Source organism: Paenibacillus sabinae T27, assembly GCF_000612505.1.
Classification (GTDB): domain Bacteria; phylum Bacillota; class Bacilli; order Paenibacillales; family Paenibacillaceae; genus Paenibacillus_AQ; species Paenibacillus_AQ sabinae.
This window is the reverse complement of the sequence record NZ_CP004078.1, coordinates 3,317,588-3,344,546: the sequence shown is the minus strand read 5'-3', so window position 1 is coordinate 3,344,546 and position 26,959 is coordinate 3,317,588. Positions and strand designations below refer to the sequence as shown.

24 protein-coding genes and 1 pseudogene are annotated in these 26,959 nt (G+C 51.5%); 11 read left to right on the top strand and 14 right to left on the bottom strand.

The window, feature by feature from the left end:
- Positions 1-107: 107 nt before the first annotated feature.
- Together PSAB_RS15385 and PSAB_RS15380 are read right to left on the bottom strand one after the other, a co-directional pair.
- The gene (locus tag PSAB_RS15385; protein WP_025335474.1) at positions 108-581 is read right to left on the bottom strand and encodes a YbaK/EbsC family protein; all 474 of its coding nucleotides are present in this window, start codon (positions 579-581) and stop codon (positions 108-110) included.
- A gap of 139 nt (positions 582-720) precedes the next feature.
- Positions 721-1,155: a MarR family winged helix-turn-helix transcriptional regulator gene (locus tag PSAB_RS15380; protein WP_025335473.1), complete on the bottom strand. Its 435-nt coding sequence runs from the start codon at positions 1,153-1,155 to the stop codon at positions 721-723.
- A 165-nt stretch (positions 1,156-1,320) separates the two neighbouring features.
- Between PSAB_RS15380 and PSAB_RS15375 the strand changes: the two genes are divergently transcribed.
- Positions 1,321-2,805 (top strand): MFS transporter, encoded by a 1,485-nt coding sequence (locus PSAB_RS15375; protein WP_025335472.1) that lies wholly within the window; start codon positions 1,321-1,323, stop codon positions 2,803-2,805.
- A gap of 275 nt (positions 2,806-3,080) precedes the next feature.
- Here the strand turns inward: PSAB_RS15375 and PSAB_RS15370 are convergent, their stop codons facing one another.
- Complete coding sequence (locus PSAB_RS15370) at positions 3,081-4,439, bottom strand: PFL family protein (RefSeq protein WP_025335471.1); 1,359 nt, start codon at positions 4,437-4,439, stop codon at positions 3,081-3,083.
- Positions 4,440-4,496: 57 nt separating this feature from the next.
- Positions 4,497-4,766: an ACT domain-containing protein gene (locus tag PSAB_RS15365; RefSeq protein WP_025335470.1), complete on the bottom strand. Its 270-nt coding sequence runs from the start codon at positions 4,764-4,766 to the stop codon at positions 4,497-4,499.
- A 283-nt stretch (positions 4,767-5,049) separates the two neighbouring features.
- Here PSAB_RS15365 and PSAB_RS15360 point away from each other — a divergent pair, with 283 nt between their 5' ends.
- A complete protein-coding gene (locus PSAB_RS15360) occupies positions 5,050-5,376 on the top strand; it encodes a YnfA family protein (RefSeq protein WP_025335469.1) in 327 nt (108 codons plus the stop codon).
- On the opposite strand, the gene PSAB_RS15355 is transcribed toward PSAB_RS15360, so the two are convergent.
- Both PSAB_RS15355 and PSAB_RS15350 read right to left on the bottom strand, forming a co-directional pair.
- On the bottom strand, positions 5,351-5,983 hold the full coding sequence (locus tag PSAB_RS15355; RefSeq protein ID WP_025335468.1) for a LysE family translocator: 633 nt from the start codon (positions 5,981-5,983) through the stop codon (positions 5,351-5,353). The genes PSAB_RS15360 and PSAB_RS15355 overlap by 26 nt on opposite strands.
- Before the next feature lie 13 nt (positions 5,984-5,996).
- The gene (locus PSAB_RS15350) at positions 5,997-6,437 is read right to left on the bottom strand and encodes an Lrp/AsnC family transcriptional regulator (protein WP_025335467.1); all 441 of its coding nucleotides are present in this window, start codon (positions 6,435-6,437) and stop codon (positions 5,997-5,999) included.
- A 340-nt stretch (positions 6,438-6,777) separates the two neighbouring features.
- On the opposite strand from PSAB_RS15350, the gene PSAB_RS15345 reads away from it, so the two are divergent.
- From PSAB_RS15345 to PSAB_RS15325, 5 genes are all read left to right on the top strand, one after another.
- The gene (locus PSAB_RS15345) at positions 6,778-7,944 is read left to right on the top strand and encodes a hypothetical protein (RefSeq protein ID WP_025335466.1); all 1,167 of its coding nucleotides are present in this window, start codon (positions 6,778-6,780) and stop codon (positions 7,942-7,944) included.
- Positions 7,945-7,965: 21 nt separating this feature from the next.
- Positions 7,966-13,383 carry a diguanylate cyclase gene (locus PSAB_RS15340; protein ID WP_025335465.1) on the top strand — a complete coding sequence of 1,806 codons (5,418 nt, stop codon included), beginning with the start codon at positions 7,966-7,968 and terminating at the stop codon, positions 13,381-13,383.
- Between the two features lie 156 nt (positions 13,384-13,539).
- On the top strand, positions 13,540-14,169 hold the full coding sequence (locus PSAB_RS15335; RefSeq protein WP_025335464.1) for a TetR/AcrR family transcriptional regulator: 630 nt from the start codon (positions 13,540-13,542) through the stop codon (positions 14,167-14,169).
- A gap of 32 nt (positions 14,170-14,201) precedes the next feature.
- Positions 14,202-15,695 (top strand): DHA2 family efflux MFS transporter permease subunit, encoded by a 1,494-nt coding sequence (locus PSAB_RS15330; protein WP_025335463.1) that lies wholly within the window; start codon positions 14,202-14,204, stop codon positions 15,693-15,695.
- Positions 15,696-15,872: 177 nt separating this feature from the next.
- Positions 15,873-17,345: an amino acid permease gene (locus tag PSAB_RS15325; RefSeq protein WP_025335462.1), complete on the top strand. Its 1,473-nt coding sequence runs from the start codon at positions 15,873-15,875 to the stop codon at positions 17,343-17,345.
- A 256-nt stretch (positions 17,346-17,601) separates the two neighbouring features.
- Here the strand turns inward: PSAB_RS15325 and PSAB_RS15320 are convergent, their stop codons facing one another.
- The 6 genes from PSAB_RS15320 to PSAB_RS25125 all read right to left on the bottom strand — a co-directional run bounded on the left by PSAB_RS15320 (position 17,602) and on the right by PSAB_RS25125 (position 22,293).
- Positions 17,602-18,555, bottom strand: a complete 954-nt coding sequence (locus PSAB_RS15320) for an alpha-hydroxy acid oxidase (RefSeq protein ID WP_025335461.1) — start codon at positions 18,553-18,555, stop codon at positions 17,602-17,604.
- A gap of 183 nt (positions 18,556-18,738) precedes the next feature.
- Positions 18,739-19,335, bottom strand: coding sequence for a TetR/AcrR family transcriptional regulator (locus tag PSAB_RS15315; RefSeq protein ID WP_025335460.1), 597 nt, complete (start codon positions 19,333-19,335; stop codon positions 18,739-18,741).
- 104 nt (positions 19,336-19,439) lie between these two features.
- Entirely contained in the window at positions 19,440-20,480 is a 1,041-nt protein-coding gene (locus tag PSAB_RS15310; RefSeq protein WP_025335459.1) for a sensor histidine kinase, read from the bottom strand.
- 5 nt (positions 20,481-20,485) lie between these two features.
- A complete protein-coding gene (locus tag PSAB_RS15305) occupies positions 20,486-21,163 on the bottom strand; it encodes a response regulator transcription factor (RefSeq protein WP_025335458.1) in 678 nt (225 codons plus the stop codon).
- Between the two features lie 54 nt (positions 21,164-21,217).
- Entirely contained in the window at positions 21,218-21,685 is a 468-nt protein-coding gene (locus PSAB_RS15300; RefSeq protein WP_025335457.1) for a hypothetical protein, read from the bottom strand.
- Positions 21,686-21,771: 86 nt separating this feature from the next.
- The gene (locus PSAB_RS25125) at positions 21,772-22,293 is read right to left on the bottom strand and encodes a DM13 domain-containing protein (protein WP_084266533.1); all 522 of its coding nucleotides are present in this window, start codon (positions 22,291-22,293) and stop codon (positions 21,772-21,774) included.
- 202 nt (positions 22,294-22,495) lie between these two features.
- Here PSAB_RS25125 and PSAB_RS26180 point away from each other — a divergent pair, with 202 nt between their 5' ends.
- Positions 22,496-22,693 (top strand): hypothetical protein, encoded by a 198-nt coding sequence (locus PSAB_RS26180; protein WP_226991715.1) that lies wholly within the window; start codon positions 22,496-22,498, stop codon positions 22,691-22,693.
- A complete protein-coding gene (locus tag PSAB_RS26175) occupies positions 22,656-23,720 on the top strand; it encodes a redoxin domain-containing protein (protein WP_226991829.1) in 1,065 nt (354 codons plus the stop codon). The genes PSAB_RS26180 and PSAB_RS26175 overlap by 38 nt, the downstream gene beginning before the upstream one ends.
- A 118-nt stretch (positions 23,721-23,838) precedes the next feature.
- Here the strand turns inward: PSAB_RS26175 and PSAB_RS15275 are convergent, their stop codons facing one another.
- Positions 23,839-24,660, bottom strand: a complete 822-nt coding sequence (locus PSAB_RS15275; protein WP_025335454.1) for a nitroreductase family protein — start codon at positions 24,658-24,660, stop codon at positions 23,839-23,841.
- A 217-nt stretch (positions 24,661-24,877) separates the two neighbouring features.
- Here PSAB_RS15275 and PSAB_RS15270 point away from each other — a divergent pair, with 217 nt between their 5' ends.
- Positions 24,878-25,840, top strand: a complete 963-nt coding sequence (locus tag PSAB_RS15270; RefSeq protein WP_338045047.1) for a sugar-binding transcriptional regulator — start codon at positions 24,878-24,880, stop codon at positions 25,838-25,840.
- An 11-nt stretch (positions 25,841-25,851) separates the two neighbouring features.
- Entirely contained in the window at positions 25,852-26,547 is a 696-nt protein-coding gene (rpiA, locus tag PSAB_RS15265; protein ID WP_025335452.1) for a ribose 5-phosphate isomerase A, read from the top strand.
- A gap of 106 nt (positions 26,548-26,653) precedes the next feature.
- Here the strand turns inward: rpiA and PSAB_RS26580 are convergent.
- Positions 26,654-26,860, bottom strand: a pseudogene (locus tag PSAB_RS26580) (transposase); the annotation flags it as partial.
- Positions 26,861-26,959: the final 99 nt, after the last annotated feature.

Below are 26,959 nucleotides of genomic sequence, written 5' to 3'. Positions count from 1 at the left end.
CGCTTGGTATACGATTTTTCGTGAGAAAATATCGATATGAATTCCCTTCAGTAGAAGGGATTACCCAAGAATCCCCCACTTCAAGTGTTAGCTAAGTGGGGGAGTGTTCAATCCCAGTCTTTGCAGACGTCAATCCATGCCTTGCCGCCCGAATACTGCTCCAGTTCGCCGCAGGTCAATTCAATGGCGGAATTCGAGCTGCCGCAGGCGGGGAATAGGGTGTCGAAGCGTTTCAGGGAGACATCGAGATAGACATCCAGCTCATGGGTCAGCCCAAAAGGGCACACGCCGCCGACGGCATGTCCGGTTTGTTCGAGCACTTCCTCCGGACTCAGCATTTTCGGTTTAAATCCGAACTCGGTGCGAAACTTCTTGTTGTCGACCTTGGTATCGCCGGCAGAGACGACCAGAATGGCCGAACCGCCTTCGCCATGAAAAGACAGCGTCTTGGCAATGCGGGCGGGGATCACGCCTATAGTCTCCGCGGCTTTCTCCACGGTGGCGCTGGATGAGTCAAATTCCATTACGTCCTGCTCCCTGTTCAGGGCGCGGAAGTGTGCTTTTACATTTTCAATAGACATGTGAACAGGTTCCTTTCCTGAAAAAAATAAAGCTTATGCAATATTTACTCATTTTAGCGGTTAATTCGGCTGGTGACAAAGGACTTTTGTTTCAACACACCGGCACAACGGCGCTCTTCATACGAAGAAGCGCCGTTTGTTATTCTTCCAGATTAAGTTTTTGCAGCAGGGCGATCAGCTGATCCTCTTCTTCATCCGTCAAATCGCGTGTCAGCTTCGCATTGCCCTCATCCAGAATGGCCTGCAGCACCGGCTGGAACTTGAGCGCTTTCGGTGTAGGGTACAGCCGATGCGACCGGCGGTCCTCCGGGTCCGTTGTGCGCTCAATATAGCCTGCCGCTTCCAGCTGCTTGACCGAGCGGGCGGTGGTCGCTTTGTCGAACTTCAAATTACAGGTCAACTGGTCCTGAGTCGTACCCGGAGTCATGAGAATTCCCTTCAGGAAGCTGTATTGTCCGCCGCCGCCGATGCCGTATTCGCTAAGCGAGCGGGACAAGCGTTTCTGCTGGGTTCTATGAATATAGGAGATCAGGCGTCCGATCGGTTCTTTTTTGAGTGAGGGGGGTTCTGTCATGGGGACTCCTTTCCAAGGGGCCGGGACTTAATGTCCTTAAGCTTTCAAGGGATTAAAAAAATAGTACAGCAAAAAAGTTGCATGCGCAACTAAATTGATGTACACTGTGGATTGTAAAATCGTTGCGCACGCAACTATATTGTGCGGATGTGAAAAGAGGTGCATATGAGCACGATCAATCGAGGAACCTATCAGGAGGATGCCGGGGTGCAGCGCCGCCGCTGGCTGATTCTGATTGTGCTTAATTTATTTACTTTTATGTCCACGCTGGACGGAAGCATTGTGAATATCGCTTTGCCGGTGCTCTCGGGGAAGCTGGGTCTGCCGATCGCGCAGGTCGAATGGGTAACGACGGGATATCTGATGGCGATCTGTTCGGTCATTTTGTTCTTCGGGAGACTGGGTGACATCGTAGGCAAAATCAAACTGTTCAAGATCGGCACGGTCGTCTTTATCGCCGGTTCCCTGCTATGCGGGTTGAGCGGATCGCTGCCGCTGCTTGTCGCTTCCCGGATTGTTCAAGCGCTGGGGGCGGCCATGACGATGGCGAACAGCCAGGGCATTGTGACGGATATATTTCCGGCGACGGAACGGGGAAAGGCGCTTGGACTGATCGGAACCTTCGTGTCCCTCGGAAGCATCGCCGGTCCGAGCCTTGGCGGCATTATCGTCTCAAACCTTGGCTGGGAGTACATTTTTTGGGTGAATGTCCCGATCGGCCTGATCGCTATCGGTCTCGGCTGGAAGGTGCTGCCGAAAGATCTGATCCGGGTCCAAGCTAGAATCGACATTCCGGGCAGCCTGCTGTTCGCCTGCTTCATCGTTCCATTGTTCGCCGGGCTTCTGCTCGGGCAGCAGCATGGGTACGGCAATCCCTTAATCCTGCTTGCGCTGGGTGCTGCAACTCTCGCCCTGATCGCGTTTCTCTGGGTGGAGCTGCGCAAGCCCGAGCCGCTGCTGCAGCTGAATCTGTTCAAGAATCCGCTGTTCTCGCTCAGCATTCTCTGCGGGTTTCTCGTCTTTGCCGCTAACTTCTGCTTTAATATTATTGCTCCGTTCTATACGCAGAGCATGCTCGGCTTGTCACCCTCGTCAGCGGGATTCCTGCTCATGCTGTTCCCGATCTGTATGGTCGTGGTCGCGCCGCTCAGCGGCGCCTTATCCGACAAAATCGGATCGGAGCTGCTGACCTTCGCCGGCCTGATTATTATGGTCATCGCCCAGTTCGGGCTGGCCCGGCTTCATGACGGAAGCCCTGTCGCGCTTGTTGGCGTGTGGATCGCGATGCTCGGTATCGGCAGCGGGATGTTCCAGTCACCGAACAATTCGCTGGTCATGTCGACGGTGCCTCGCACCCAACTGGGTTCGGCGGGCAGCGTGAATTCGCTGGTGCGCAATATCGGCATGGTTGTCGGCATTACGATAGCGACCACCACGCTGTTTCATGTGATGAGCGGCTTGGCCGGCCACCGCGTGACGGGGCTGGTCAAGGGACGTCCTGACATTTTCCTGGCGGGGATGCATGTCGTGTTCATCACCTCGGCTTCGATCTGTCTGGCAGCGGCTGTGCTGACAGGCTGGCGGTTCGTCCGGACGAAACGGGTCCGCGTCGAAGTGAGACGGCGAAGACCGGAAGAGGGCAGAGGATGAGCCCGAAAGAGCCGTGCTAGAGGGAGAGTCCGCCGGACGAGTGGGCTCTTGAAGCAATTCTTATTGTCCAAATACAAGAATCTATAAGCTGGGCGCTTATCCGCCGGAACTCGGCAATTGACATCAAGGAGTGGGTCATCTACGGCAGCCCGCTCAATCGAAAAAGCCTCCGTTCTCTCGCAGCAATTTGCGAGAGAACGGAGGCTTTGTGGCTTTCCGGCTCGGCGTTCAAGCCGGAAGGCCGTGCATCGCCGGACCGCAAGCCCGGTCCGGCTTTAGTTCTTGAAGCTGTGGATCGGTGCCGGAATCCGGCCGCCCCGGTCGATAAAGCCGGCGCAGTTGAATGAGTTGACGGGCATAACCGGAGCATAGCCGAGCAGTCCGCCGAACTCGACCATCTCGCCGACTCCCTTGCCGATCACGGGAATGAGGCGTACGGCCGTCGTCTTGTTATTGACCATGCCGATAGCGGCTTCGTCGGCGATGATGCCGGAGATCGTCTCCTTGGACGTGTCGCCCGGAATAGCGATCATATCAAGTCCAACCGAGCAGACGCAGGTCATTGCTTCGAGCTTCTCCAGCGTCAGCGCACCGCGCTGCACGGCCTGGATCATGCCGTGGTCTTCACTGACGGGAATGAACGCGCCGCTAAGTCCGCCCACATAGGAAGAAGCCATGACGCCGCCTTTCTTGACGTTGTCGTTAAGGATGGCGAGCGCCGCCGTCGTTCCGGGCGCTCCCGCTTCTTCCAGGCCCATTACCTGGAAGATTTCCGCGATGGAATCCCCGATCAGCGGCGTCGGCGCCAGCGACAGGTCGATAATGCCGAACGGAACGCCAAGACGCTTCGATGCTTCCTGCGCAACAAGCTGTCCGACACGGGTTACCTTGAAGGCAGTCCGCTTGATCGTCTCGCACAGCGTTTCGAAGTCCCGGCCCTTTACTTCTTCCAGGGCCCGTTTGACGACGCCCGGGCCGCTGACGCCCACGTTAATGACGCACTCGCGTTCGCCTACACCGTGGAAAGCGCCCGCCATGAAAGGGTTGTCCTCCACGGCGTTGCAGAAGACAACCAGCTTCGCGCATCCGATGGAGTCGCGGTCGGCCGTACGCTCAGCAGTCTGGCGGATAATGTCACCCATCAGCTTGACGGCGTCCATGTTGATACCGCTGCGGGACGAGCCAACGTTGACGGAGGAGCAGACTCTTTCCGTCACGGCAAGCGCCTCGGGAATGCTCTCGATCAGCTTGCGGTCGCCCGTCGTGCAACCCTTCTGCACAAGCGCGGAGAATCCGCCGATGAAGTTGACTCCAACTTCCTTAGCCGCTCTGTCCAAAGCTTCAGCAACCGGAACATAGCTGTCCGTATTCAGGGAACCTGCCGCAATGGAGATGGGCGTAACCGAAATCCGTTTGTTGACGATCGGCACGCCGAACTGTTTCTCCAGATCTTCACCGGTCTTCACCAGCTTCTCTGCGGATTTGGTGATCTTGTCATAGATATTCTGGTTAAACACTTTCAAATCCGTATGCGCGCAATCCATCAGGCTGATGCCCATGGTAATGGTCCGCACGTCCAGGTTCATCTCGCGGATCATTTTATTCGTTTCTTGTACTTCCACCAATGAAATCATGGTAACCCTCCCGCTTGCGTTTATCTTCGATAAGTCTGAATGTATCGGCTCTAAGCTCTAGATCCGGTGCATGATATTGAAAATATCCTCATGCTGCAGCTTGATTTCCACGCCGATTTCCTCACCGATATGCTGAAGTTCCTCTACCAGAATTTCAATGGATTTCTCCGCTTTGGAAATATCGACAATCATCATCATATTGAAGTAATCCTGGACGATGGTTTGCGAAATGTCCAGAATGTTCACATTGCGTTCCGCCAGATATGAGCATACCTTAGCGATAATGCCGACCTTGTCTTTACCGAGTACAGTAATGATTCCTTTCAACGATGTTTCCCCCTTGTCTTCTTCACTGACCGCCCTTGCCGGGCGTCATAAACTGTCTATTTCACTCATTATGTCAAAAGCCGGTTCAAGCTTCAACCAAATGTTTTATGTCGAATGACACTTTCTGCGATAGTTTAACGCTAAAAACCGCTGAAATGTGACATTATAGAGGATTTTCAGAAAAAAACGCGAAATAAGCAAATAAATATCTTAATGAAACTACATAACCCGGATAGAAAATGTACACTGCTTGATCGGCTATCCGGCAGCAGGAGGCAAGGCAATGGCCATATCCATTCTATTGTTTATTTTGGCGGGACTGGCGGAAATCGGGGGAGGTTACCTGGTGTGGCTGTGGCTGCGGGAATCGAAGCCGCTTTGGACCGGGATCGCCGGAGCGCTGATCCTTGTCGTTTACGGAATTATCCCGACCTTTCAGCGTTTCCCGGGCTTTGGACGCGTATATGCGGCATACGGCGGAGTCTTTATCGTGCTGGCTGTGCTGTGGGGATGGCTTGTCGACAAAAAAACGCCGGACCTTTACGATTGGATCGGGGCCGCGGTCTGCCTGGCCGGAGTGTCCATCATGCTGTGGGCTCCGCGGGCTTGACGATCCATTTCACGATCAGGCGGAAGGCGTAGTACAGGAACAGGATACCGGTCATGAAGTTCAGCCATTTCGCGGCGAGGGGCGTGACGAAAGCATGGGCCAAATGCCCGAGAAGCGCAACCCCTGTCAGGAACAGAACGGTCGCCAGCAGACAGCCCGTGCCGAACTGAAGAAGCTCGCCCCCGCCAAGCCTCAGCTCGATCATTTTGGCTGAGAAGACTCCGGTCCAGAAGAGCAGCGTCAGCGGATTGGACGCGGTCAGCAGAAAGGCGCGAATGAACAGGCTGTCTCCGCCGGTGCCTTGCGAAAGCGGGATGGAAGGGAGCAGGCTAAGGTCGAACATTCCGGCGATCATGTTCAGGCCGAACAGAAGGAGCGTGCCTGCGCCGATAAGATATAAAGCGCCGCCGGGCCTCCGGCCGGCGCCAAGCATGCGGGCGCCCCGCAGCGCGGCGAGAATATAGAGCCCGTCGGCCAGCGATACGGCGATGACTCCAGCAAAGGCGGCGCCGAAGCCCTGCAGCGAAGCGGCGCGGAAAATAAACAGACAGACCGGGCCCACGGCCAGCTGAAGCAAGAGCCCCCATTTTAATCCACGTAATATCATGCGCGCCTCCCGTTCAACGGTTCCACTTCTCTTTGAGCGAAGACAGGGAAATCATGGTATTGCTTCGGATCACGCCCGGCACGCTTTTCAGTGTGTGGGACAGGAATTTCTCCAGCTCCCCGGTGTCTTCCACGAGCACCTTGAGCAAGTAATCATATTCACCGGCAAGATGGTGGCACTCCAGAACCTCGCCGCACCCGGCAATGAAAGCGCGAAAGGCGGGAATTTGCTCCGTCCGGTCGATGACGACCAGCACGAACGCCAGCAGCTTGTAGCCGGCCTTGGCCCGGTTAATTTTGACGGTATATCCCTCAATTGTTCCGGATTCGTCCATTTTGCGGATTCTCTCCGTCACCGCTGGAATGGACAGCTTCACTTTTTTACTGATGTCCGAGATGGTCATCCGGCTGTTCTCATTCAGTGCTTTCAGAATGCTGCGGTCGATTTCATCCATCGTTATCCTCATCTCCTCATGTTCTCCGGCATTGCTGCACAAATGCTCTTTGAAAGAAATTCTAGAATAAAGATTAACTATCGTAAATATTTTTGAAAAAAACAATAAAATCTAAGGGAATTTACATAACAACTTTAAAATATTAGGCGATACTCTTTGGATTCACATGCTGCAGGAAATAGGGCGATAGGGGGCAATTCAAGAAACAGCCGATAAATGTCAACAGGGCTTGCAGGAATCGTAAATTTGGGGCTTTAGCTATTCACAGCATTCCCGCTTATACCGTTATAGAGAATAAAAGCTCTAATGTATCCGTTAAAAATTAGGAAGGTTGAGATGGATGAAAAATTGGCAAAAAAAGCTTATACTTATTGTTACTTTCAGCTTGATTTTTATTTTGCCCTACATAGGAAGCGTGGTCAGGTGGAAGGGCCTTCCTCCCGGTTACGGCGACTTTCCTGCTCAGCTAGCGGAGGCGGACCCAGGATTTAATGCGTTGTATTTTACACTGGCCTCGATGGTGGCTCTGTTTATTGCCCTGTTTTTGATTTTTCCGCGGCTTTTCGGCTTTAAGAAGAATCCCAGCGGTCAAGACCCATCGTTACCGGACAAGAAGACGCCGTTCCCCGTTTGGTTCTGGTGGAGCCTGCCGGTGCTGGGGATCAGCTGGTATTTCATGTGGGCGCGCGTCCATTTTTTCATCGCTTTCGAATACTATACGTTCGTTCCGCTGTGGTGGGCGTTTATCCTGATTCTGGACGGAATCGTGTACAAGCGGAATAACGGAAATTCCATCGTCTCCAGCAAACCGAAGGTCATGCAGCTTCTTGCCGTCGTTTCCTGCTTCAGCTGGTTTGCCTTTGAGTTTCTGAACTTTTTTGTCGTTGAGAACTGGTATTATCCGAACAATGAAGTCTTTACGAATTTCGGAAATGTGTTCTGGTTCTCCTTGTCTTATACCACCGTGCTTCCCGCCATTTTTGAATGGTACCTGCTGCTGAAGACGTTCAAGGGGTTCAGAGACCGGTACCGGTTCGGCCCCAAATTTACGGTAAGCACTAAATTTCTTCTACTATATTTCATCCTGGGACTGGGGCTTGCTTTCGGCATGGGGTACTATCCTTACGTGCTGTTCTGGGTACTCTGGGTCGCTCTTGTTCCTCTCCTGTCGGCGGCGATGGCCTTAACGGGGTATTGGACCCCTTTTACACCGATCAAGAATGGTGATTGGTCATCCGTCATTCTTATTGCACTGGCCACCTTGTTCAACGGATTCTTCTGGGAATTCTGGAATTTCGGCAGCGAATGGTTCCATGACTCCTTGCCTACCAATCCGAATTATTGGAAATATTCCGTTCCTTATCTTGACAAAATACATATTTTTTCGGAGATGCCCATTTTGGGGTACTTCGGTTATTTATTCTTTGGAGTAAACTGCTGGATCATATGGCTGATTGCCGCTTATATTTTCAATTTTGACGCCGATTTCGAAGTTAAGGGAGATTAACGCTTAGAAGGTGGACTGGGTATGACTGCGATTGAGAATTATCTAATACTGGAAACGATCTCCGACAACGACAGAAAATCAGTGTACAGATGCAGAGACGCCGTCTCCCGGGATACGGTTATACTGAAGGTGCTGAAATCGGAATTTTCCGGACCTGAAGAGGTTATGAGGTTCAAGCAGGAATACAAGATGCTCAAGGAGCTGAGCGCAAGCATCGAAGGGGTGATCAAGCCCCTGAAGCTTGAAGAGCAGAACGGTTTCTTCATCATGGTTCTGGAGGATATACAGGGCAGGTCGCTCAAGCGGATCATGGAGGACGGCAAGCCGGACCAGGATACGCTCCTCAGGCTCGTGATCAAGGTCGTTGATATTATTGGCGCTATCCATGATCGCATGGTCATACACAAGGACATCAAGCCTTCGAATCTGATATGGGACGAAGTAAGCGATGTTGTACAGGTGATCGATTTCGATCTGGCGGTCAAGCTGCCGAAAGAAAAGCGGGAATTCCAGAACAGCGGCGTGCTGGAAGGAAGCCTCCTGTATATTTCTCCGGAGCAAACGGGCCGGATGAACCGGAATGTCGATTACCGGACCGATTTCTACTCGCTGGGCGTCGTCTTATATGAGATGGTGACCGGCGTGAAGCCCTTCGAATCCGCCGATCTGCTGGAGCAGATTTATTCCATCATCGCCAAGGAAGCCGTCTCTCCCTATCAGCTGACCGGGGGCAGTGTATCGCAGTCACTCTCCGCGGTCATCATGAAGCTTATGGAGAAGTCGCCCGAAGACAGATACAGAAGCACCTACGGCATTAAAGCGGACCTGAAGAAATGTCTGGCCGGCGTCCGTGATTTTGAAATCGCCAAAGAAGACAAACTGAATATCTTCCGGATCTCGCAAAAAATGTACGGGCGGGAAGAGGAGCTTGGCAGCCTGGTCAATGCTTTTCGGATGAGCGTCAGAGGCAATCCGCAGCTCATGCTGATTTCCGGGGACGCCGGCGTGGGCAAGACCGCGCTGGTTAGCGAGCTTCACCCTTATATCAGCCAGGAAAAAGGGCTGTTCGTGGAAGGGAAGTTCGATCAATTCAACAAGAACATTCCTTACAGCGCGATCGTTCAGGCTTTCAAGAAGCTGATCAATCAGCTGGTTGACAGTCCGGATGACGATTACAAAAAGAAAGTAACAAAATCCCTGGCAACCGCCCTGGACGGCAACGGGAAGCTGGTCACGAATCTGATACCGGAACTGGAGAAGCTGATCGGTATTCAGCCGGAAATCGAGCACCTGAATCCTGTAGAGGAAACGAACCGGTTCTTTATGACTTTCGTTAACTTTGTAGCCGGCCTGACTCACTATGAAAGACCATTAGTCCTGTTTCTCGATGACGTTCAATGGGCTGATCTGTCGAACCTTCAGCTTGTGGAGAAGCTGGCGCTAAGCAATTCGCTGCAAAAATTATTTATCATCTGCTCGTGCCGGCAAAGCGAGATGCCTCAAAGCCATCCCTTGTTCGTCACCATCGGCGAAATTGAAAAAAGCAGAACGGTAGAAAATATCGTCCTCGGCCCTCTGTCCTCCCGGGATGTGCAGCATCTGATTGCCGATACGCTCTATACCGGCGCGGATCGAGTGCAGGAGCTTTCGGATATTCTTTATGCGAGAACGAAAGGCAACTCCTTTTTTATCAATGAAATTCTGAAGGAATTATATAAGAACGGCTTCATTTATTTCGATGACCTGGAAGGCGTATGGCAGTGGAAGGCTGCGCGGATTGCGGATTTGCATATCAACGACAACGTCGTCGAGTTTCTGATGTCCAAGCTGCAGACCTTGCCCGAAGAAGATCTTAAAGTCCTGAGATTGGGCGCTTCCATCGGAAATCTGTTCGATTTCAACATGCTGTCCCTGATCGGCGAAGCGGAGCTCAAGGTTATTGCCAAGTCGCTCATTAAAGCGGTGGATGAAGATCTTATTCTTCCGGCGGATACCAACTATGCCGCATTGATGAATATCTATGATGAGAGTGAGGAGGGGGTTCCTCCCCTTAACATCCGTTTTCGATTCCAGCACGATCGGATTCAGCAGGCTTTATACCAAATGATCGATACGGAAATGAGCAAGAAGCTGCATTTGAAAATAGGAAGGCTGCTGCTCGCGCAGCTGGCTCCCGCCGACACCCGGGACAAAATTGTGGATATCGCCACGCATATTAATAAAGGGCTGGATTTTGTCAGCGAAGAGGATGAGAAACGGCAGGTGATCGGGCTCAATCTGGAAGCCGCGAAAAAGGCGAAGGCCGCCTTTGGCTTTGATACCGCGTTTACGTTTTTGCATGCCGCCGTTTATCTGCTGTCGAAAAACTCCTGGGAATACGAGGAGCGGCAAACCGCGGAAATTTACAAATTATACGCAGAATGCGGCTATCTGACCCATCATATCAAGGAAGCGGACCAGGCGTGCCGGACGCTTCTGGAACATACCGAAGACAGTGTTGCGGCGGCTCAGGTTTATGAGATGCAGGCCAACCATTATACCTATCTCGGAATGATGAAGGAATCGATCCGGTCCGGGAAGCTCGGGCTTAAGGAGATGGGAATCAAAATACCGGATCATCCAGGGCTGCCATCGGTGCTAAATGAATTTATTAAGGTTAAATCCGGTCTCAGGGGGCTGACGATTGAGGAGATTTTTGACAAGCCCGAAATGAAAGACGAACAAATCAAGCTTATTATGCGGTTACTGATTAATATCTTCCCTCCGGCGTTTATCTCGGGAGAGACCAATCTGTTCGCCCTGATCGTGCTGAAGAAAGCCGAGCTGACGCTCAAATATGGAAATTGTCCGGAATCGGCCATCGCTTTTATCGGTTATTCCATCCTGCTGTCCGGCTTCGGCGATATTAAAGGGGCGTTCGATTTCGGCAGACTGGGAATCCGGCTTAACGATAAATTCAATGATCTGCAGTGGAGAGGGGCGGCGCATGTCTTATATACCCTGTTCTGTCACGCATGGAAGGAGCCATGGGACACCCTGCACGACTGGTTCGGCAAATCGATTGATTCCAGTCTGAGAACGGGAGATATGCTGTATCTGGCCCACGCCTGCTTCTATATCAACCTCTGGAATCCGACGATGGACATCTCCACCTATCTTCATGACAGCGAACGCTATATCGCCATGATCGAGAATACGAAATACAAGGAAGCGCTGGCAACGGCCAAACTGGCCAGACAGCAGTACCTCAACCTGGCGGGAGAACTGAAGGACCCTCTGACCTTCAACAGCGAGACTTTCAGCGAGGAAGACTACCTGCATCAGCTGGAAGAGGCCAAGTATTATTCGGGAATCGCGATTTACTATATTTACAAAATGAAGCTTCTGTTCTCCTACGAGCGCTACGGCGACTCTTTGGATTATATCGATAAGGCGTATGCCATCATTGGAACCCTTGCAGGCTCGGCCTTTATGGAAGAGTTCTCCCTGTACACTTTTCTGAATCTGGCCTACAGCTATAAAGACTTACCCGCTTATGACAAAGTGAAGGCGAAGGCGAGAATGCGCAAGGAATACGGCCGAGTCAAAAAATGGGCCCTTCACTGCCCGGAAAATTTCCGGCAGCACGAATGGCTGATGAAGGCCGAGTGGGCGAGAATATCGGGAAAGGCGGAACTGGCCGGCAAATACTATGATCTCGCCATTGAAGCAAGTGAGAAGAGCAATTTCGTCCGCTATAAAGCGCTGACTTATGAACTTGCTGCCAAGTTTTACAACAACAGGAATTTCAAAGAGTTTGCCTCCCATCTGTTCAGACAGTCCTTATATTACTACTCCGTGTGGGGGGCCAAGGGCAAAGTCCGGCAGCTTGAAGAGCAGTACGCCGATATTGTGAAGCATAAAAAGGAATTCTCCATCGGAAAATCGGTCACGGATTCGACGGAAAGCATTGATCTGAACTCGATTCTTCTGGCTTCCCAGGCCATATCAAGGGAAATCGATTTGAATAATTTGCTGGAAACGCTGATGGAAATCGTCATTATGAATGCGGGCGCCCAAAGAGGCTGTATACTGATGAGATCGGGCGAGGAGCTTCTTGTAGAGGGAGAGTACAAGCCGGAAGAGGATAAAATCTCCGTTGCGCTGTATGAAGTCTCAAGCGGGCTTAACCTACCGGAATCCATTATCCGTTATGTGGAGGATAGCAAAGAGACTCTGATATATAATGACGCTTTTTCCGAAACCCGGTTCGTCAACGACGCCTATATTTTACGGAATAGACCCAAATCGCTCGTATGCATGCCGCTGATCAATCACAACAAGACGATTGCCATCATCTATCTGGAGAACAATCTGATAACGGGTGTTTTCACAAAAGAAAGAATGAAAATTATCAATCTGCTGTCGAGAGAAATGGTATTCTCGCTTGAGAATGCCAGCCTGTATTCGGATCTGGAGCGTTCGGAGGAGAAGTACCGCGAGCTGATCAATAACATGTTGGACGGCATATTCATTGTTCAGGACAAGATCTGTAAATATGTCAACGAGGCGCTGGCGCAGATGCTTGGCTATGAAATCGGAGAGATGATCGACCAGCCTTTTGAGAAATTTATCGTGCCCGCCGACATGGATAAGGTGCAAAGCTATTACAAGAGAAGATTGGAGGGGAAGACTGCTCCCGGCGAATATGAAACGAGATTGCTGCATAAGGATGGCAAAAAAGAGATTTATGTCATTCATAAAGTCAGTCTGATCAATTATATGAACAAGCCGGCGGTCCAAGGAACGGTCAAGGACATTACCGAGAGAACGAAGGCCGAAGAAGAGGTAAGACGGCACAAGGAGCATCTGGAAGAGCTCGTCATTGAACGGACCCGGGAGCTGGAACTCAATAATGAAGAACTGAACAAAAATATCCGGCTGATCGAAAAGCTGTCCATTACCGATGAGTTGACGGGTCTCTATAACCGGCGGCATTTCAATACGATATTTTACCGGGAAGTGAGCAGGGCCGAGAGGGATAAAGGATACCTGACCTATATCATGCTGGATATTGACTTCTACAAAAAATACAACGATACGTACGGGCATTATGAAGGCGACAACGTATTGCGCAAGCTGGGGGCGGCGATCAAGGAGCAGGCTCAAAAGGCGAGCGACTATGTCTTCCGGCTCGGCGGGGAGGAGTTTGGCATTATCGTTTCAGGCCTGACTCCCGAGCAGTCTTTCGAGTATGCCGAAACGCTTCGCAGAAGCGTCGAAGAACTGGGAATACGGCATGAAATGAGTCCGGTCTTCGGCTGTTTGACCGTCTCTGTCGGCGTCGCGGCCGTCAAGGTGGACGGTCTGAAAGAGAAGGATATTTACAAGCTGGCGGATGACGCCCTGTATCATTCAAAGGCCAACGGAAAAAACCGGGTGACACTATTGGAGCAATAGGCACGAAATGTGACGAAAAGAGCGACTTCGATCAGAAGGCCGCTTTTTTTCTCATAAAAGTTGACAATCGCCCTCATAGCGGGTATATTAAACGACGTATTAAACGTTGTTTAAATCACGGTTTGAATTGAGCGGCAGAAAAGGGGAGCAACAATAATGAACAAAGTTCCGGAACCTGCATCTTCGGCGGACAAAGATACGAAGCAGCAAATTCTTGACGCCACTGTCGACTTGATACGCGAGGAGGGGGTTGAATGTGTGACCTTGCGGCGTATTTGCGCAAATGCCAAGGTCAATCTGGCGCTTGTCAATTACTACTTTCAGTCCAAAGACAATCTGCTTCGCGAAGCCATTCGCACGCTGATTTCCCGCTTCGACACCGCGTATAGTGCGCTTGAAGACGAGAGTCTGCCGCCCAGGGAGCGTTTATGCCGCTTTCTAAAGCAGTATATCGGCCATCTTCTGCAGTATCCGGGACTGGTGAGATACATGATGGACCAAAGTCCGACCATTATGGGTTCTCTCCATCAATACTCCCAGTACAGTAAAACGATGAAGAGACAAAAAACGCTGAGCGTACTGCGTGAGATGACCGGCGAGCAGAATGAAGAGAAGCTTTCGATGATGATGTATCAGCTATATGGAGCGATATTCATGCCGGCGATCATGTGCTCGTGCGGACCATCGAATGATGAGGAAGAGAGCAAGCCTTTCGGGCATCTGCCCCCGTTCGATGAACAGGTCGATCATTTATTTGATCATTATTTTCACAAATACGGGATTTAAACGGCAAACCTTTAAAGAAAGAGTGGAGATGTATGGAGCATACTAAACAGGTGAATTCCTCCGCCGCGGCGGAGCCTTTTTCACTAAAGGCAATTATCCCGCCGCTGCTGGCGATTATTGTCGGGATGATTATGGTTATTCTCGACAGCACGGTGGTCAATGTGGCCGTTCCCGTGCTGGTCGATTATTTTGACACAAGTCTCAAAACGGTACAGTGGGCGATTACGGGGTATACACTTGCTTTGTCCGCCGTTATCCCGCTGGCCGGCTGGATGACAGACCGCTTCGGCGCGAAGCGTATATTTCTGGGGACAGTTATCATGTTTGTCATTGGATCGGTGCTGTGCTCCATATCCCAGACCTCGACACAGCTCATTATCTTCCGCGTCATTCAAGGGCTTGGCGGCGGGATGGTCGCTCCGATCGGGATGGCGATGGTATTCCGACTTGCTCCGCCGGAGCGCAGAGGCTCCATCATGGGTATGCTGGGCATTCCGATGCTGCTCGCCCCAGCGCTGGGCCCGGTTCTCTCCGGCTGGCTGATCGAGTATGTAAGCTGGCACTGGATCTTCCTGATCAACCTGCCGATCGGCATTCTCGCCGTCGTGCTGGGTATCAAGTATTTGCCGGTAACTGATCGGCATGAGACGCCGCATCTCGATATCCTGGGCATCATTTTGGCCCCAATCGCATTCTCCATGCTGGCGTACGGCGTCAATGAAGGCGGAAGCACCGGATGGTCCACAACCCCGGCGATTACCGGTCTGTCCATTGGCGGGGCCGCGCTGCTCCTGTTCATTATCGTGGAGCTGCGGCAGAAGAATCCGCTGCTTGAACTGCGCGTCTTTGGGTCTTCCGATTTCACGCGGGGCATCTTCCTGGCTTGGGTAACCCAGGCGGCCCTGTTCGGCTCGATGCTGTTCGTTCCGCTGTATTTGCAGCAGATTCGCCATTATACGTCGCTTGAGACGGGACTTATTCTTCTGCCGCAGGCGCTGGCCTCCGGCATAGGGATGCCGCTTGGCGGAAGGCTGTTTGATAAGATCGGAGCCCGGCCGCTGGCCTTTGTCGGACTGACTATCATTTCGACCGGACTGTATATTCTGTCCGGCATCACTGTCGAAACGAGCCTGCCGCACATCATGCTCTGCCTCGGACTTATGGGTCTGGGCATGGGCCTTACGATGATGCCGGTGAATACGCATGTGCTTAACGCCGCGCCGCGCCATCTGGTCGGTCGCGTAACACCGCTTACGACGGCGGCACAGCAGGTAATCGTATCTTTCGCTGTTGCCGGTATGACCGGATACCTGACCACACGGATTACGGCTCATATGACGGAGGCGGGTAAGGACGCCAATCCGCTGGTCGCCGCCGTCATGGGCTATGACGACGTCTTCTTCTTTACGTCCTGCATCGCCGCAGCCGGAGTTCTGATCAGCCTGATTCTGCGCAAGCCGAAGACGGCGCCTTCCGGGGACGGGGATGTCCGTCAGAAAGATCCGGCGCTGATGGCTGGCCATTGATCCAATTAATCTCATCCGAGTATCCGAAAGTTCCGAAAGCCATAGGCTTCGGAACTTTTTTTGGCCGGATTTGGATTTTTTCAGCAGCGAGTTTGGCCCACCGTTTCAGGTTGAAATGGCTAATTTTCGCGATATCCGCAGATACTGTTGTAAAACAGATCGCTTGGAGGCGGCTTTATGGAGCGTAAAAGCAAAGGGTTATCGGTGTGGCAGCTTGCCATGCTTGCTCTGGGAACTGTGGTCGGGGGCTCGTTCTTCCTGGGCTCCTCGGTGGCGATTCGCGCGGCGGGACCGTCAGTGCTCATTGCTTATGTCATTGGCGGCTTTTTGGTCTATTTTATCTTAACCGCACTGTCGGAAATGACGGTGGCGAATCCGGCTTCGGGTTCATTCCGCACTTATACCGAGCAGGCCTTCGGCAGGGGAGCCGGGTTTACGGTCGGATGGGTGTATTGGACTGGTCTTGTGCTGGCCATGTCAAGCGAAGCGACGGCAGCTTCGATCCTGATCCGGGGCTGGTATCCCCGGCTATCGCTGCCGCTTCTCGGCATAGCCATTATTGTTCTCGTAACGCTGCTGAACCTGCTCGGGGCCGAGCGGCTCGGCAAGCTGGAGAGCGGGCTTGCGGCGATTAAGCTGTCGGCCATTGCCGCCTTTGTCGTTCTGGCCGTCTGGCTCGTCGCCCGAATGTGGACGGGCGGGCTGCCTGCGGCCGGCGGGCAGGGCGCAGGCGCCGCCGCGGGATATGGCGCCCTGCGCGGAGAGCCCTGGATGCCGGGAGGGATCGGCGGAATCGCCGGCAGCATGCTGATGGTGATGTTTACCTATGCGGGCTTCGAAGTGCTCGGGCTGGCCGCATCCGAAACGCGTAATCCGGCGGTAACGATCCCGAAGGCGATCCGGCTCACGATGGTCCTGCTCATCGGCCTGTATTTAGCCGCCATAACCGCGCTATTCCTTCTGATTCCCCGTTCTCTCGTGTCCGAGGAGATCAGCCCGTTCGTGTCAGCCCTTACCCTGCACGGCTTGGGATGGACAGGCACTGTCATGAATATCGTGCTGGTGACGGCCATTTTGTCCACGATGCTGGCATCGGTGTTCGGACTGGGGCGGATGCTCCGCTCCTTGGCCGAGGAAGGGCACACGCCCGCATGGATGAAAGACCGTACGGATATTCCGTACCGGGGCATTCTGGTATCGGGAGGGGCGATGCTGGCCGCTCTTGGTCTTGGATTGCTGCTGCCGCAAGGGGTCTATTTGTTTCTGGTCAGCTCGGGCGGCTTCTCGCTGCTGTTCGTGTATGTCGTTATTATGGCCAGCCATTATCGGCTCCGCAAACGGCATGGCGGTCCGTTTGGACAGGGGCGGGGGATGAGGGGATTCCCTTATACGTCCTGGCTGTCCATCGGCGGCTTGATTGCGATTATCGTCAGCATGCCGCTTATTCCGGGACAGGGCGGCGGCCTTGTTGCCGGATTGATGTTCCTGCTGGTATTTGCGGCGCTTTACGCGGTGGGCCGCATTCGCCGAACATCTCCGGTTCAATCCCGGAAGCCGACCCGCCAGCTGTCACCCGTCAGACCAATATCTCCCGGATTCGCTAACGCGGAGTTGTCTGAAGAGCTGACCGAACAGAAGACGAAGAAATGAGAAGGACAGGCATGAAACGGTCTCAGAGTTCATCAAATGAGGGAGAGCAGGAGTAGCTTCTCTACTGCCGGAAGCGCCGAGTGATCGACTTGCGCTTCATTCACTTATTTGTCCGTTCGCGTATGCTCTGATGTGAATGCTATGTATAACTGCTCATGCCGCTCTTGTGGCCCAAACCTGACATGGCGGTTTCGTCCTATTCGGGCTCTTGCTAGTTTTCTCGGGTGGCATGATCAGTTTATGTTGTTACGCTAATTTATCTCTCTTGCCATATCAATTCCGGATCGATTGTTCTGATATTGGAGGAGCCCGTGAGACTCATGACCCGGCGCAATTCTTCGTTGGTGCCGGTGATGATTTTTCGTACTCCTTCAGTTCCTTCGGCTGCTAATCCTGCCATTACTGATCTCCCGATCAACACTCCGCTGGCTCCCAATGCCAGAGCTTTAAAGGCATCTGTTCCTCTTGTGATTCCGCTGTCGACGAAGATGGGTATTCTCTTATTTATAACCTTTGCTATTCGCGGGAGGACCTTTAAAGGGGGAATCGCGTAATCCAAAACGGAGCCGCCGTGATTGGAGACGACAATTGCCGCTGCTCCGGCGTCGAGAGCTTTTTCAGCATCACGCTCGCTTAATATGCCTTTCAAAATAAAGGGCAGCTTCGTGGCCTGCACAAAGCTTTTTATTTCAGCGAGCGTTTTAGGCCCCATCAGCTCCGACCGAATCAAATTATCTTCGATTTTACCGCCTAAGGAGAAGATGATGTCCATGCCGACGGCAAACGCTCCAGTCTTTTCGGCCTGCGCCAATTTTTCAATAATCAAGTCATTGTCCTTGTATGGCTTTACGATTTTTACCGTCTTGGCACCCGTTTCAATAATGGACTTAAGCTCAGTTTCATTTCCAATACCGACCCACATGACTGCCCCTGCGGCTGCGGCTCCTTTTGCGACCTCGACCATAGGGTTGGAACAGATGCCGCCGAGTCCCGACAGCGGAGCCACCATCACCGGGGTGGAGAAACTTTCCCCGAACAAATTCATTTCAGTTACAGCTTCTGCGGAATCTATGACACGGGTCTCAATCATCAGTGAATCGATGTAGTCACGAGTCATCTTTAGAACGCTGCCGGTTTCCGCACCTTTTCTGAGGCCTATTCCTTTCTTTGTAAGGTTATTATTTCCTGCTGCCAATAGTTTGCCGATCATAAGAATACCTCCTTTATGATAATATTTCGGGATCATACCCCAATTACAGTCAGAACGTTTACTTATCTAAACTGCACATCACCTCCAAGCGAAATCATCCAATCGTTCGTAGAAAGGCAGAAAGCAAGTACCGACCAGTTGGTACAATCACGCCATAATCAACTGAACCCAATACTCTCCTTACTAAGGGAGATGAGAACTCGCAAAATTCTTCACCAAACTTCTAACCAATTCAGTCATATTTTTGAAAACATCAATATCCTGCTTATTTTTCATCATCAAAAGACCCCCTTCGAGCATGGCTACGACTCCTTGTGCCAATTTCTCAACTTCAAGGGGAGCGATTGGTTCGGAGGACTTGAACATTTCCATCAGAACGAGCTTTACTTTTTCGGTCCATGCTTCAAAAACTCCGCCCACTTTCTTGCGGAACTCTTCATCATGCTCGCTCATCTCCACCGCCAAATTGCCAAACACGCATCCACATTTTGACTCCTTGGCATTGTGAGATTCAACCATCCATTCCAGCATCTCATTTAGTCTGACCTCTGGACTCTTACGGGAGCTCAGAATATTCTCCAGCAATTCTCTATTGAAGGAGGAAAAGAAATAATCAATAACAGCAAGACCCAGCTCGTGTTTGGATGAGAAATAATAGTAAAATTGCCCTTTGCCGGTCTTGCTGGCCTCTAAAATATCACTCAGCTTGGTGCTTTCATATCCCTTGGAATGAATCAACAATGCAGCCGATTCTATGATTTCCTGACGCTTTTGAGACAAAACACAACACTCCTCAAACTGACTGGTTGGTACAACTTTATATAATTTAAAAAAGTTTTGTCAATACGACTTGTTACAGATAGGAAGCAATATCAGATTTCCCTTCACCCGTGCTGCCGATCGGGAACGGATAGCGTAAACGTGCTGCCATCTCCCGGCTTGCTGACTACTGTCAGGGTGCCGCCGAGCAGCTCCGCCAGGCTCCTGGCGATGTGCAGGCCAAGTCCGGAGCCTCCGTGCTTAATATTCCGCGACTTTTCGATCCGGTAGAGCCGGGCGAAAATCTTGTCCTGCTCCTCTTGAGGAATTCCCATGCCGTAATCCTTGACGTGGAAGCGGATGGTATCCAGGTCGGACTGGACCTCAATTTCCACATCCGTGCCGGGATCGGAGAATTTCAGTGCATTTTCAATCAGATTGTACAAAATCCGGCAGATGATATTGAAATCCCCATAGAACGAAGCGATATCCGCCCGCACTCTGACACGTACGTCTCGGTGCTCCCGTTTAAGCTGCGCGTCAAAGGTTTGCAGAACATGAACGATCAGTGAATCCAGCCAGATGCGGGTAATTTTCAGGGGATGTTCCTGCCTATCAATTTCCGTAACCTGCATCAATTCGTCCACAAGATGGTTCAGCCGGATCGTCTCCCGGTGAATTGTACGGATATACTGCCGCTTATCCGCCTCATCCGTTACCAGATCGTCGAGCAGCGCTTCCGAAAAAGAGCGAATGGAGGCCATTGGCGTCTTGATATCGTGAGAAAGGTTGGCGATCAGGTCCTTCCGGTCCTGCTCCCCTTCACGGATTTGCTTGAACATCGAATCCAGCCTTCGGGCCATTTCGTTAAAGTCTTCCGCCATAGCCTTGGTTTCAAAGGGACCGTTAATCTCGAGCGTTTCATCGAACTCTCCTTGGGCGATTTTTCGGCTGGCTGCGCTTAGTTTGCGAAAGGACCGGAAGGCAGGGCGCAGCAGCGCAAAATTTATGGAAAAAGCAATCGTGCTAGCAACCAGCGCAACAATCATGGCATAGACAGCCGTTCTCGTCTCAAGGATCATCATTCGGACGCTGACTCCCAATATAATGGAAACTGTCATTACGCCGACGGCGTAGGATAACAGAATGAGCGATCGTAATTTCACCGTCTTCACCCCTCGAATTTATAGCCAAGACCCCAGACCGTCTTGATAAATAGCCGGGATTCATCCGCCGCATGCAGCTTCTCGCGCAGATGATGAATATGAACGTTGATGGTATTCGCATCCCCTTCAAATTCGTAGCCCCAGACTCTTTCGAGCAGCTCGGACTTTGAAAATACCCGCTGATAATCGCTGGCGAGCAGCCAGAGCAGGTCAAATTCTTTTAACGTAAGCTCAAGCGGCTGACCGTTGACTGTTGCCAGCCGCTTCAGCCTGTCCATAAACAAGCTTCCTCTTTCCACTTTTTCTTGGATTTCCTGCTTTGAGGAGCGCCGAATAATGTTCTTGATGCGCAACACCAGCTCGCGGGGACTGAACGGCTTGCAAATATAATCATCCGCTCCAAGCGTCAGGGAATACAAGCGGTCCTTCTCCTGGGTCAATGCGCTCAGGCAGAGGAAGGGGGTATCCTTGCCGCGGTCAATTAGTGCCATGATCAGTGCCGTTCCGTCCATGACAGGCATCATCAGATCAACCACAACCAGATCAATTCGTTCGGCATCATAGATGCGCAGGGCTTCCTCGCCGTTTGCCGCCTGAAAGACGTGATAGCCCTCTTTTTCAAGGTATCGCCGGCAAACTGTCAGTATGTTCTCTTCGTCATCCACCAGAAGAATCTTGTGCATCGTCGCCACTCCTTTCTTCAAGAGCGAAATGCTCTCCCGCAATATTAGCACAGATTAGCCGGCCTTTGCCGATTTCCCGAGCTTTCGGCGATGAAGCCGGTAGTGGCGGATCAGACGATCCAGGCTTACAGCCTCAGCTTCCTTCCTGAGCAGAATCAGCAGTATGCCGCATGCGATTTGTACCGGATAAATATAGACCATATCCGCAAGGATGTAATTGAGATCCATGAACAGTCCGCCTATCAGCGCAGGAAGCGTTAACAAACCAAGGGTCAGTCCAAGGCCGACGAGCAGTTCTCCCCACGGAATCACAATATTAAATAGCCCCGGGTAAGGGGCGGCTGCATGGGCGATGAAGATTTTATACCAATGCGGGGAGTCCGTGTTGCTTGCGATTGCAGGGAACAGCCCTCCAATCTGGAAGCCTGCCATGAGCTTGAAGTTGCCCTCTCGAATCCATTGAATGCCTGCCCCGATCCGCGCGAGACTTACGCATATAGAAAATATCGTTCTTGCCTGCATCAGCATTCTCCTTGCTATTCGTATTCCGGGCCGATTTCCGTAATAATCCGGCTAAGACGCATGCGCCTTAGCCGGTTTTCCGCCAATTATTGAAGCATCGCTGCTCCGAAGATCACGTGAGCCTTCTGACAGTAGATCAGTATGGTGTCATAGTCGGCAATGTCCGCCTTGGAGACGTCGAAGGTCTGTTCCATCTTCTTCAAGTCGATCTTGCTAATCTCGATTCCCTTGCTCACCTCCATGCCTTTAGCCAGATATACATGCAAATCGGGACCCTCCGAGGTTGAAAATCCGGTCAGCATGAGTTGTCCGTCTTCAATGATAGCTGAGCCTGTCACCTTCATTCCATTCTGGCCTTCAAAATTGCCCATCATTTTGGCGGCTTTCATCGGCATCATCGACTGCATGGGGCTGGCTGACGGTTCAGCGGATGCCATAGGAGCCGTCGAGGGACTGGGAGCCATTGACGGTTCTGTGCTCATGGTGGGGGCCATCGACACGGAAGGAGAATTGCCCTTGCCTTCGGACATTTCTTTCGAGCCGCATGCCGTTGTCACAATTGACAAGCTCAGGGCGATACAAGCCAACAATAAGGGGGTGCGTTTCATATTAACCTCTCCAATCTCAGTGATTTTTGAACTGGCCTTAGTATATCGGACAAAACTTTTGCAACTATTGGGCAAAGATTAAGGAATTCTTAAATTTCCGTTTCGGCAAATATCCTCTGTTTGTAAGGCAGATTACTGAAGCTATCGGATCATAATTGCTACTTTATTCGTGGACAATAACAAGCCAGGGGGGAGCCTGAGGATGATGTCATTAAACCGAATGTTGGATGAAGCCAAAAATCAATTTATTGCGAACACTCCGATTGAGGTTCACATGGAAATGTTTCGGATGATTCGGGAATTGCAGCTGTCCGGACAGGCGAACGGGTTGCCGGTAGGGCAGCAAGGCCAAGGATTTCAAGCTGAAGAATGCGCATGGAGAGGAAATATCATTATATGAGGAGCTTACACAGGGACCGGTAGTCTTGACGTTTTATCGCGGCGGCTGGTGCCCTTTCTGCAGCATGCAGCTTAGAGCTTATCAGGGAATCATGCCGGATATTCAAGCGATTGGCGCTCAGTTGATCGCGGTCAGTCCGCAAAGCCCGGACAATACGTTATCCCAGCAAGAGAAAGAATCGCTGACTTATCAGGTATTGAGCGATACGGAAGGTCTTGCCGCAGCTCAGTACAATATTTTGTATGATGTACCTTCCTACATTCAGGAGGTCATGCAGAACCGGTTCGGTCTCAATCTGGCCGAATACAATGCGTCTGACCGCTGGGTTCTGCCTGTCCCGGCAACCTTTATGATCGACGAGCGCGCGGTTATCCGTTCCTCCTACGTAAATCCCGATTACATGAAGCGATTGGAGCCGCAGGGAATCCCTAAGCATACAATCGTGCAAACTCCTGATACGGTTCGCGAAGGACTATTTTTCTTGAAAGAAGGCAAGCTTAGGCTTTATAAGCTGAACAAAGAAGGCAAGCAGTTTACGGTTGCGATTCTCAAGAAGGGAAATATGTTCGGTGAGCTGGAGTCATTCTCTTTGGGGACCAGCCGGGTATTCATCGAGACCATGGAGGATTCTTTCCTGTGTACGATGTCGGAGCGCCAGTTCGAATGGCTGATGACGAGGCATCCTAAGCTTGCCTTGAAATTCTTGAAATCGCTCAGCGACCGGTTGAATGAGCAGGATGAGATATTGGAGCAGCTTGCCTTCAATGATCTGCGGGGGCGCATTCTTCATCTGCTGTCCATGCTGAGCGCCAAATTCGGTGTTGATGAGGGGGAGTATGTGCGGATTGATCTGCCGCTTTCGCATCAGGAAATCGCCAAGATGCTTGGGGTTACAAGAGAGGCGGTTAGCGTGATTATGCGAAAGCTTGTGCAGGAGAAGGTCATTAAAACCGGCCGGATATCGGTGCGGCTTGCGGCAGAGAGGTATCCGAACGTGCAGAGTAAGAATGGAACGGACTGGGCGTGAGGCAGAGCAACCCTTTCGGAGCGCCAAGCCTGAAAAGCCGTATCCGTTAGACCCCAGGATAAGCTGCTGACTAGAGTTTTCGACAAGGGTCAAATGTGGATACGGCTCTTCGATTTCCTTATACCGTTACTTTCCCAGGACTGAAAAAAGCAACATCCAGCGGATTCCGGTCCACTAATCTTTTGTACTGATACATAGGATATCCGACCATAACTGCTCCGGTGATGACCTTATCCTCAGGGATATGGAACAACTCCAGCATGGGGGAATCTTCCATAAGCGCGTAAAATTCGAGTCCCCCCGCCCAACAAGAACCTAAGCCGAGAGAAGGGGCAAATAATTCGAGGTAAGTTAGCGAGAAGATGGAATTTTCCCGGCCGTTCTTGAATTCTTTAGCAGCGGTTGTGAGGATAAGGCTTGGAGCATCGCGCAGAATCACATCCGTTCCTTCTTCACGGTATGCGTCAACGATAGCATGATATCGCGTGCCTAACACAGGGTCATTTTCCAGGCACTTGATCGTCATTTCCGTTGCTTTGCGCAAAGTCTCTTTATCCTCAACAATGACATAGGAGATCCCCTGCGTGTTGCCGCCGGTAGGCGCGAAGCGGGCAATCTCTACAAGCTGCAGCAGCTTTTCCCGTGGAACGGCTGTCTTCTTGTAGCTGCGTATAGAACGGCGGGATCGTAGGAAGCGCTCGGCTTCTTCTGCGCTAAACTTATTGAACTCTGAGATTGGAAGCTGTCCGGCAAGCGGTGTTAATGAATGATCGATCGCTTCGTTTGGGCATACAGCGACACAATGTCCGCAGGCAATACAGTCTTTCGGCGCAATGGCTTCGGGACCATACTCTCCCATAGTTAAAGCACGGGTTGGACATTCTTTCACACATATCTCACATTGTATGCACTCTTCTTGATCTACTGTAATTAATCCCACACGATTCACTCCTTCATATTTGGATAATTGCTATATAATAAACAGAACGGTCTAAAATATCGTATCACACCATCTTGATCTGTCAATATCTGGGTCCTCCCCGGTAAATCCAAGAATCTTCTGAATAACGCATTGACTCCCATTTGAAAAAAACATATACTCAAATTGCACATTCGCACATTTTATATTACTCTGCACAAATGTGTATACGTAAGAGGTGTTGGAATTGGACAATAATGAAGAGCTCAGGTTAATGCTAAAGGTTGCCCAAATGTATTATGACAATGACATGACGCAGAGCGAAATCTCGAAGGAGCTCGGTATCTACCGGACAACGATCAGCCGCATGCTGAAAAAGATCCGCGAGAAAGGCATCGTGAAAATTACGATTAATTACGATCTCAGTGAAACGTTCAGCATCGAGCAGCAGCTGATGGAGCGCTTTGGGCTGAAGGAAGCGATCATTGTGCCCGTCACGAGCGACGAGAAGAAGGCCAAGCTGAAGGTCATGGGCCGAGCTTGCGCGCAATTGGTGGGGCGGATCGTCCAGGATGACGATGTTGTCGGGTTCTCCTGGGGAAGCTCGCTGGCCGAGGTCATCAATGAACTGGAAGATCCCCGCGAGAGCAGCGCCGTATTTGTCCCGATGGTCGGGGGGCCTTCCGGCAAGCTGGAAAGTCAATTTCATGTGAATACGCTTGTGTATGCCGCCGCCCAGAAGTTTAAGGGGACCTCCGTCCTGATTGATGTGCCGGCCATTTTGGAACGCAGGGAGACGCGGGATCAGATCGTGGAGTCGCAATATTTTCAGGACATTTCCGAGCTTTGGGACAAGATTACGATCGCGATTTTTGGCATCGGTTCCATTGGGATGAAGGGTACGGCGACATGGAATTCCTTTTACGGCAACGAACTTTTTGACGAGCTGGAAAGAGGCGGGATTGTCGGGGATATTTGCTCGCAATTTTTCGATATCAGGGGTAATCTTGTGGAGACAAGCATCTCGGACCGAACGATTGCGGTTAATCTCGAGCGCCTGAAGCACACGAAATACGCCATTGGAGTCGCGGAGTCGCCGGAGAAAGCGGACGCCATTATCGGCGCTCTGCGGGGACGTTATTTGAACGTTCTGGTGACAACCGAAGAGACGGCCAGGGCTATTCTGGAACGGACCGAATAAGGAGGAGACAAATGTCTGACGATGTAAAAAAAGTGTGTGCGCGGGAAGCCCTCAAATGGATCAAGAGCGGCACCGTGATTGGACTTGGCGGCGGAAGCACGATTTCCTACCTGATTCAATACATCAAAGAGGATGCGGATCTCCGCGTCAAGGTGGTCACGCCATCGGTCAAGACGAGGCTGCTCTGCATCGAACAAGGGCTGGAGGTGCTGTATACTTCCGCGGTGGACCAAATATCAGTCGCCTTTGACGGCTGCGACGAGGTGGATGAAAGCCTGAACGCGCTGAAAAGCGGCGGCGGCATCCATACGAAGGAGAAATTGATCGCCTCGATGGCGGAGGATTATATCCTGCTTGTGGATGAGACGAAGGTCGTGAACCGTCTGACGTTCAAGCACCCCGTTGTTCTGGAGATTTTGGAGGATTCCCTGGCCTATGTGCAGAAAAAAGTTGCCGCGCTGGGAGGCAAGCCTGTCATTCGCGTAAGCGGCGCCAAAGACGGTTTCACTGTGACCGAGAACGGAAACCTGCTGCTTGACGTCTATTTTGAACAGGTAGAGGATATCGCAAGCCTTGAAAGCGAACTGCAGCAGATTCGCGGGGTGGTCGATACGTCTTTATTTGTCCAGGTCGCGACGAAAGCGCTGGTTGCCGGAGAAGGCGGCGTCCGTTTAATTGCTTCCAAACAAAATGAAGCGGTGGTATAGCTTGATGGAGCCCAAGGAGCTGTCCCATAAGTAGATTTTCAAAGTGAGAGACAGTTCTTCTTCATTCTAGAAAACGCAAAAAGTCAGCAAAATAGCGATTCTCCGGTTATTGGAGAATCGCTATTTTGCGTTTTTGGTCCACTGTGGCTTGTTTTAGTGAATTATGGGCAAGGGAAAGCCAACCGACCTCAAGCGTCACTTTCTCCACGCCGCGAAGCAGAAATCGCTGGAAGCCCCGGTTGTTTTTCAGTTGTCCAAATACACTTTCAGGCTCCGTCATTCGACGTACGGCCAAGGCGTAACCTTCCTCACTTGCGTTTTTAAGAAACGGTTCCCGCTTAAAGCAGCGGAGAGGACGGAACGATTGTGGAAAAGCGGCAGCGGTCGCCTTTGTGTCCGGATTTTCACCGCC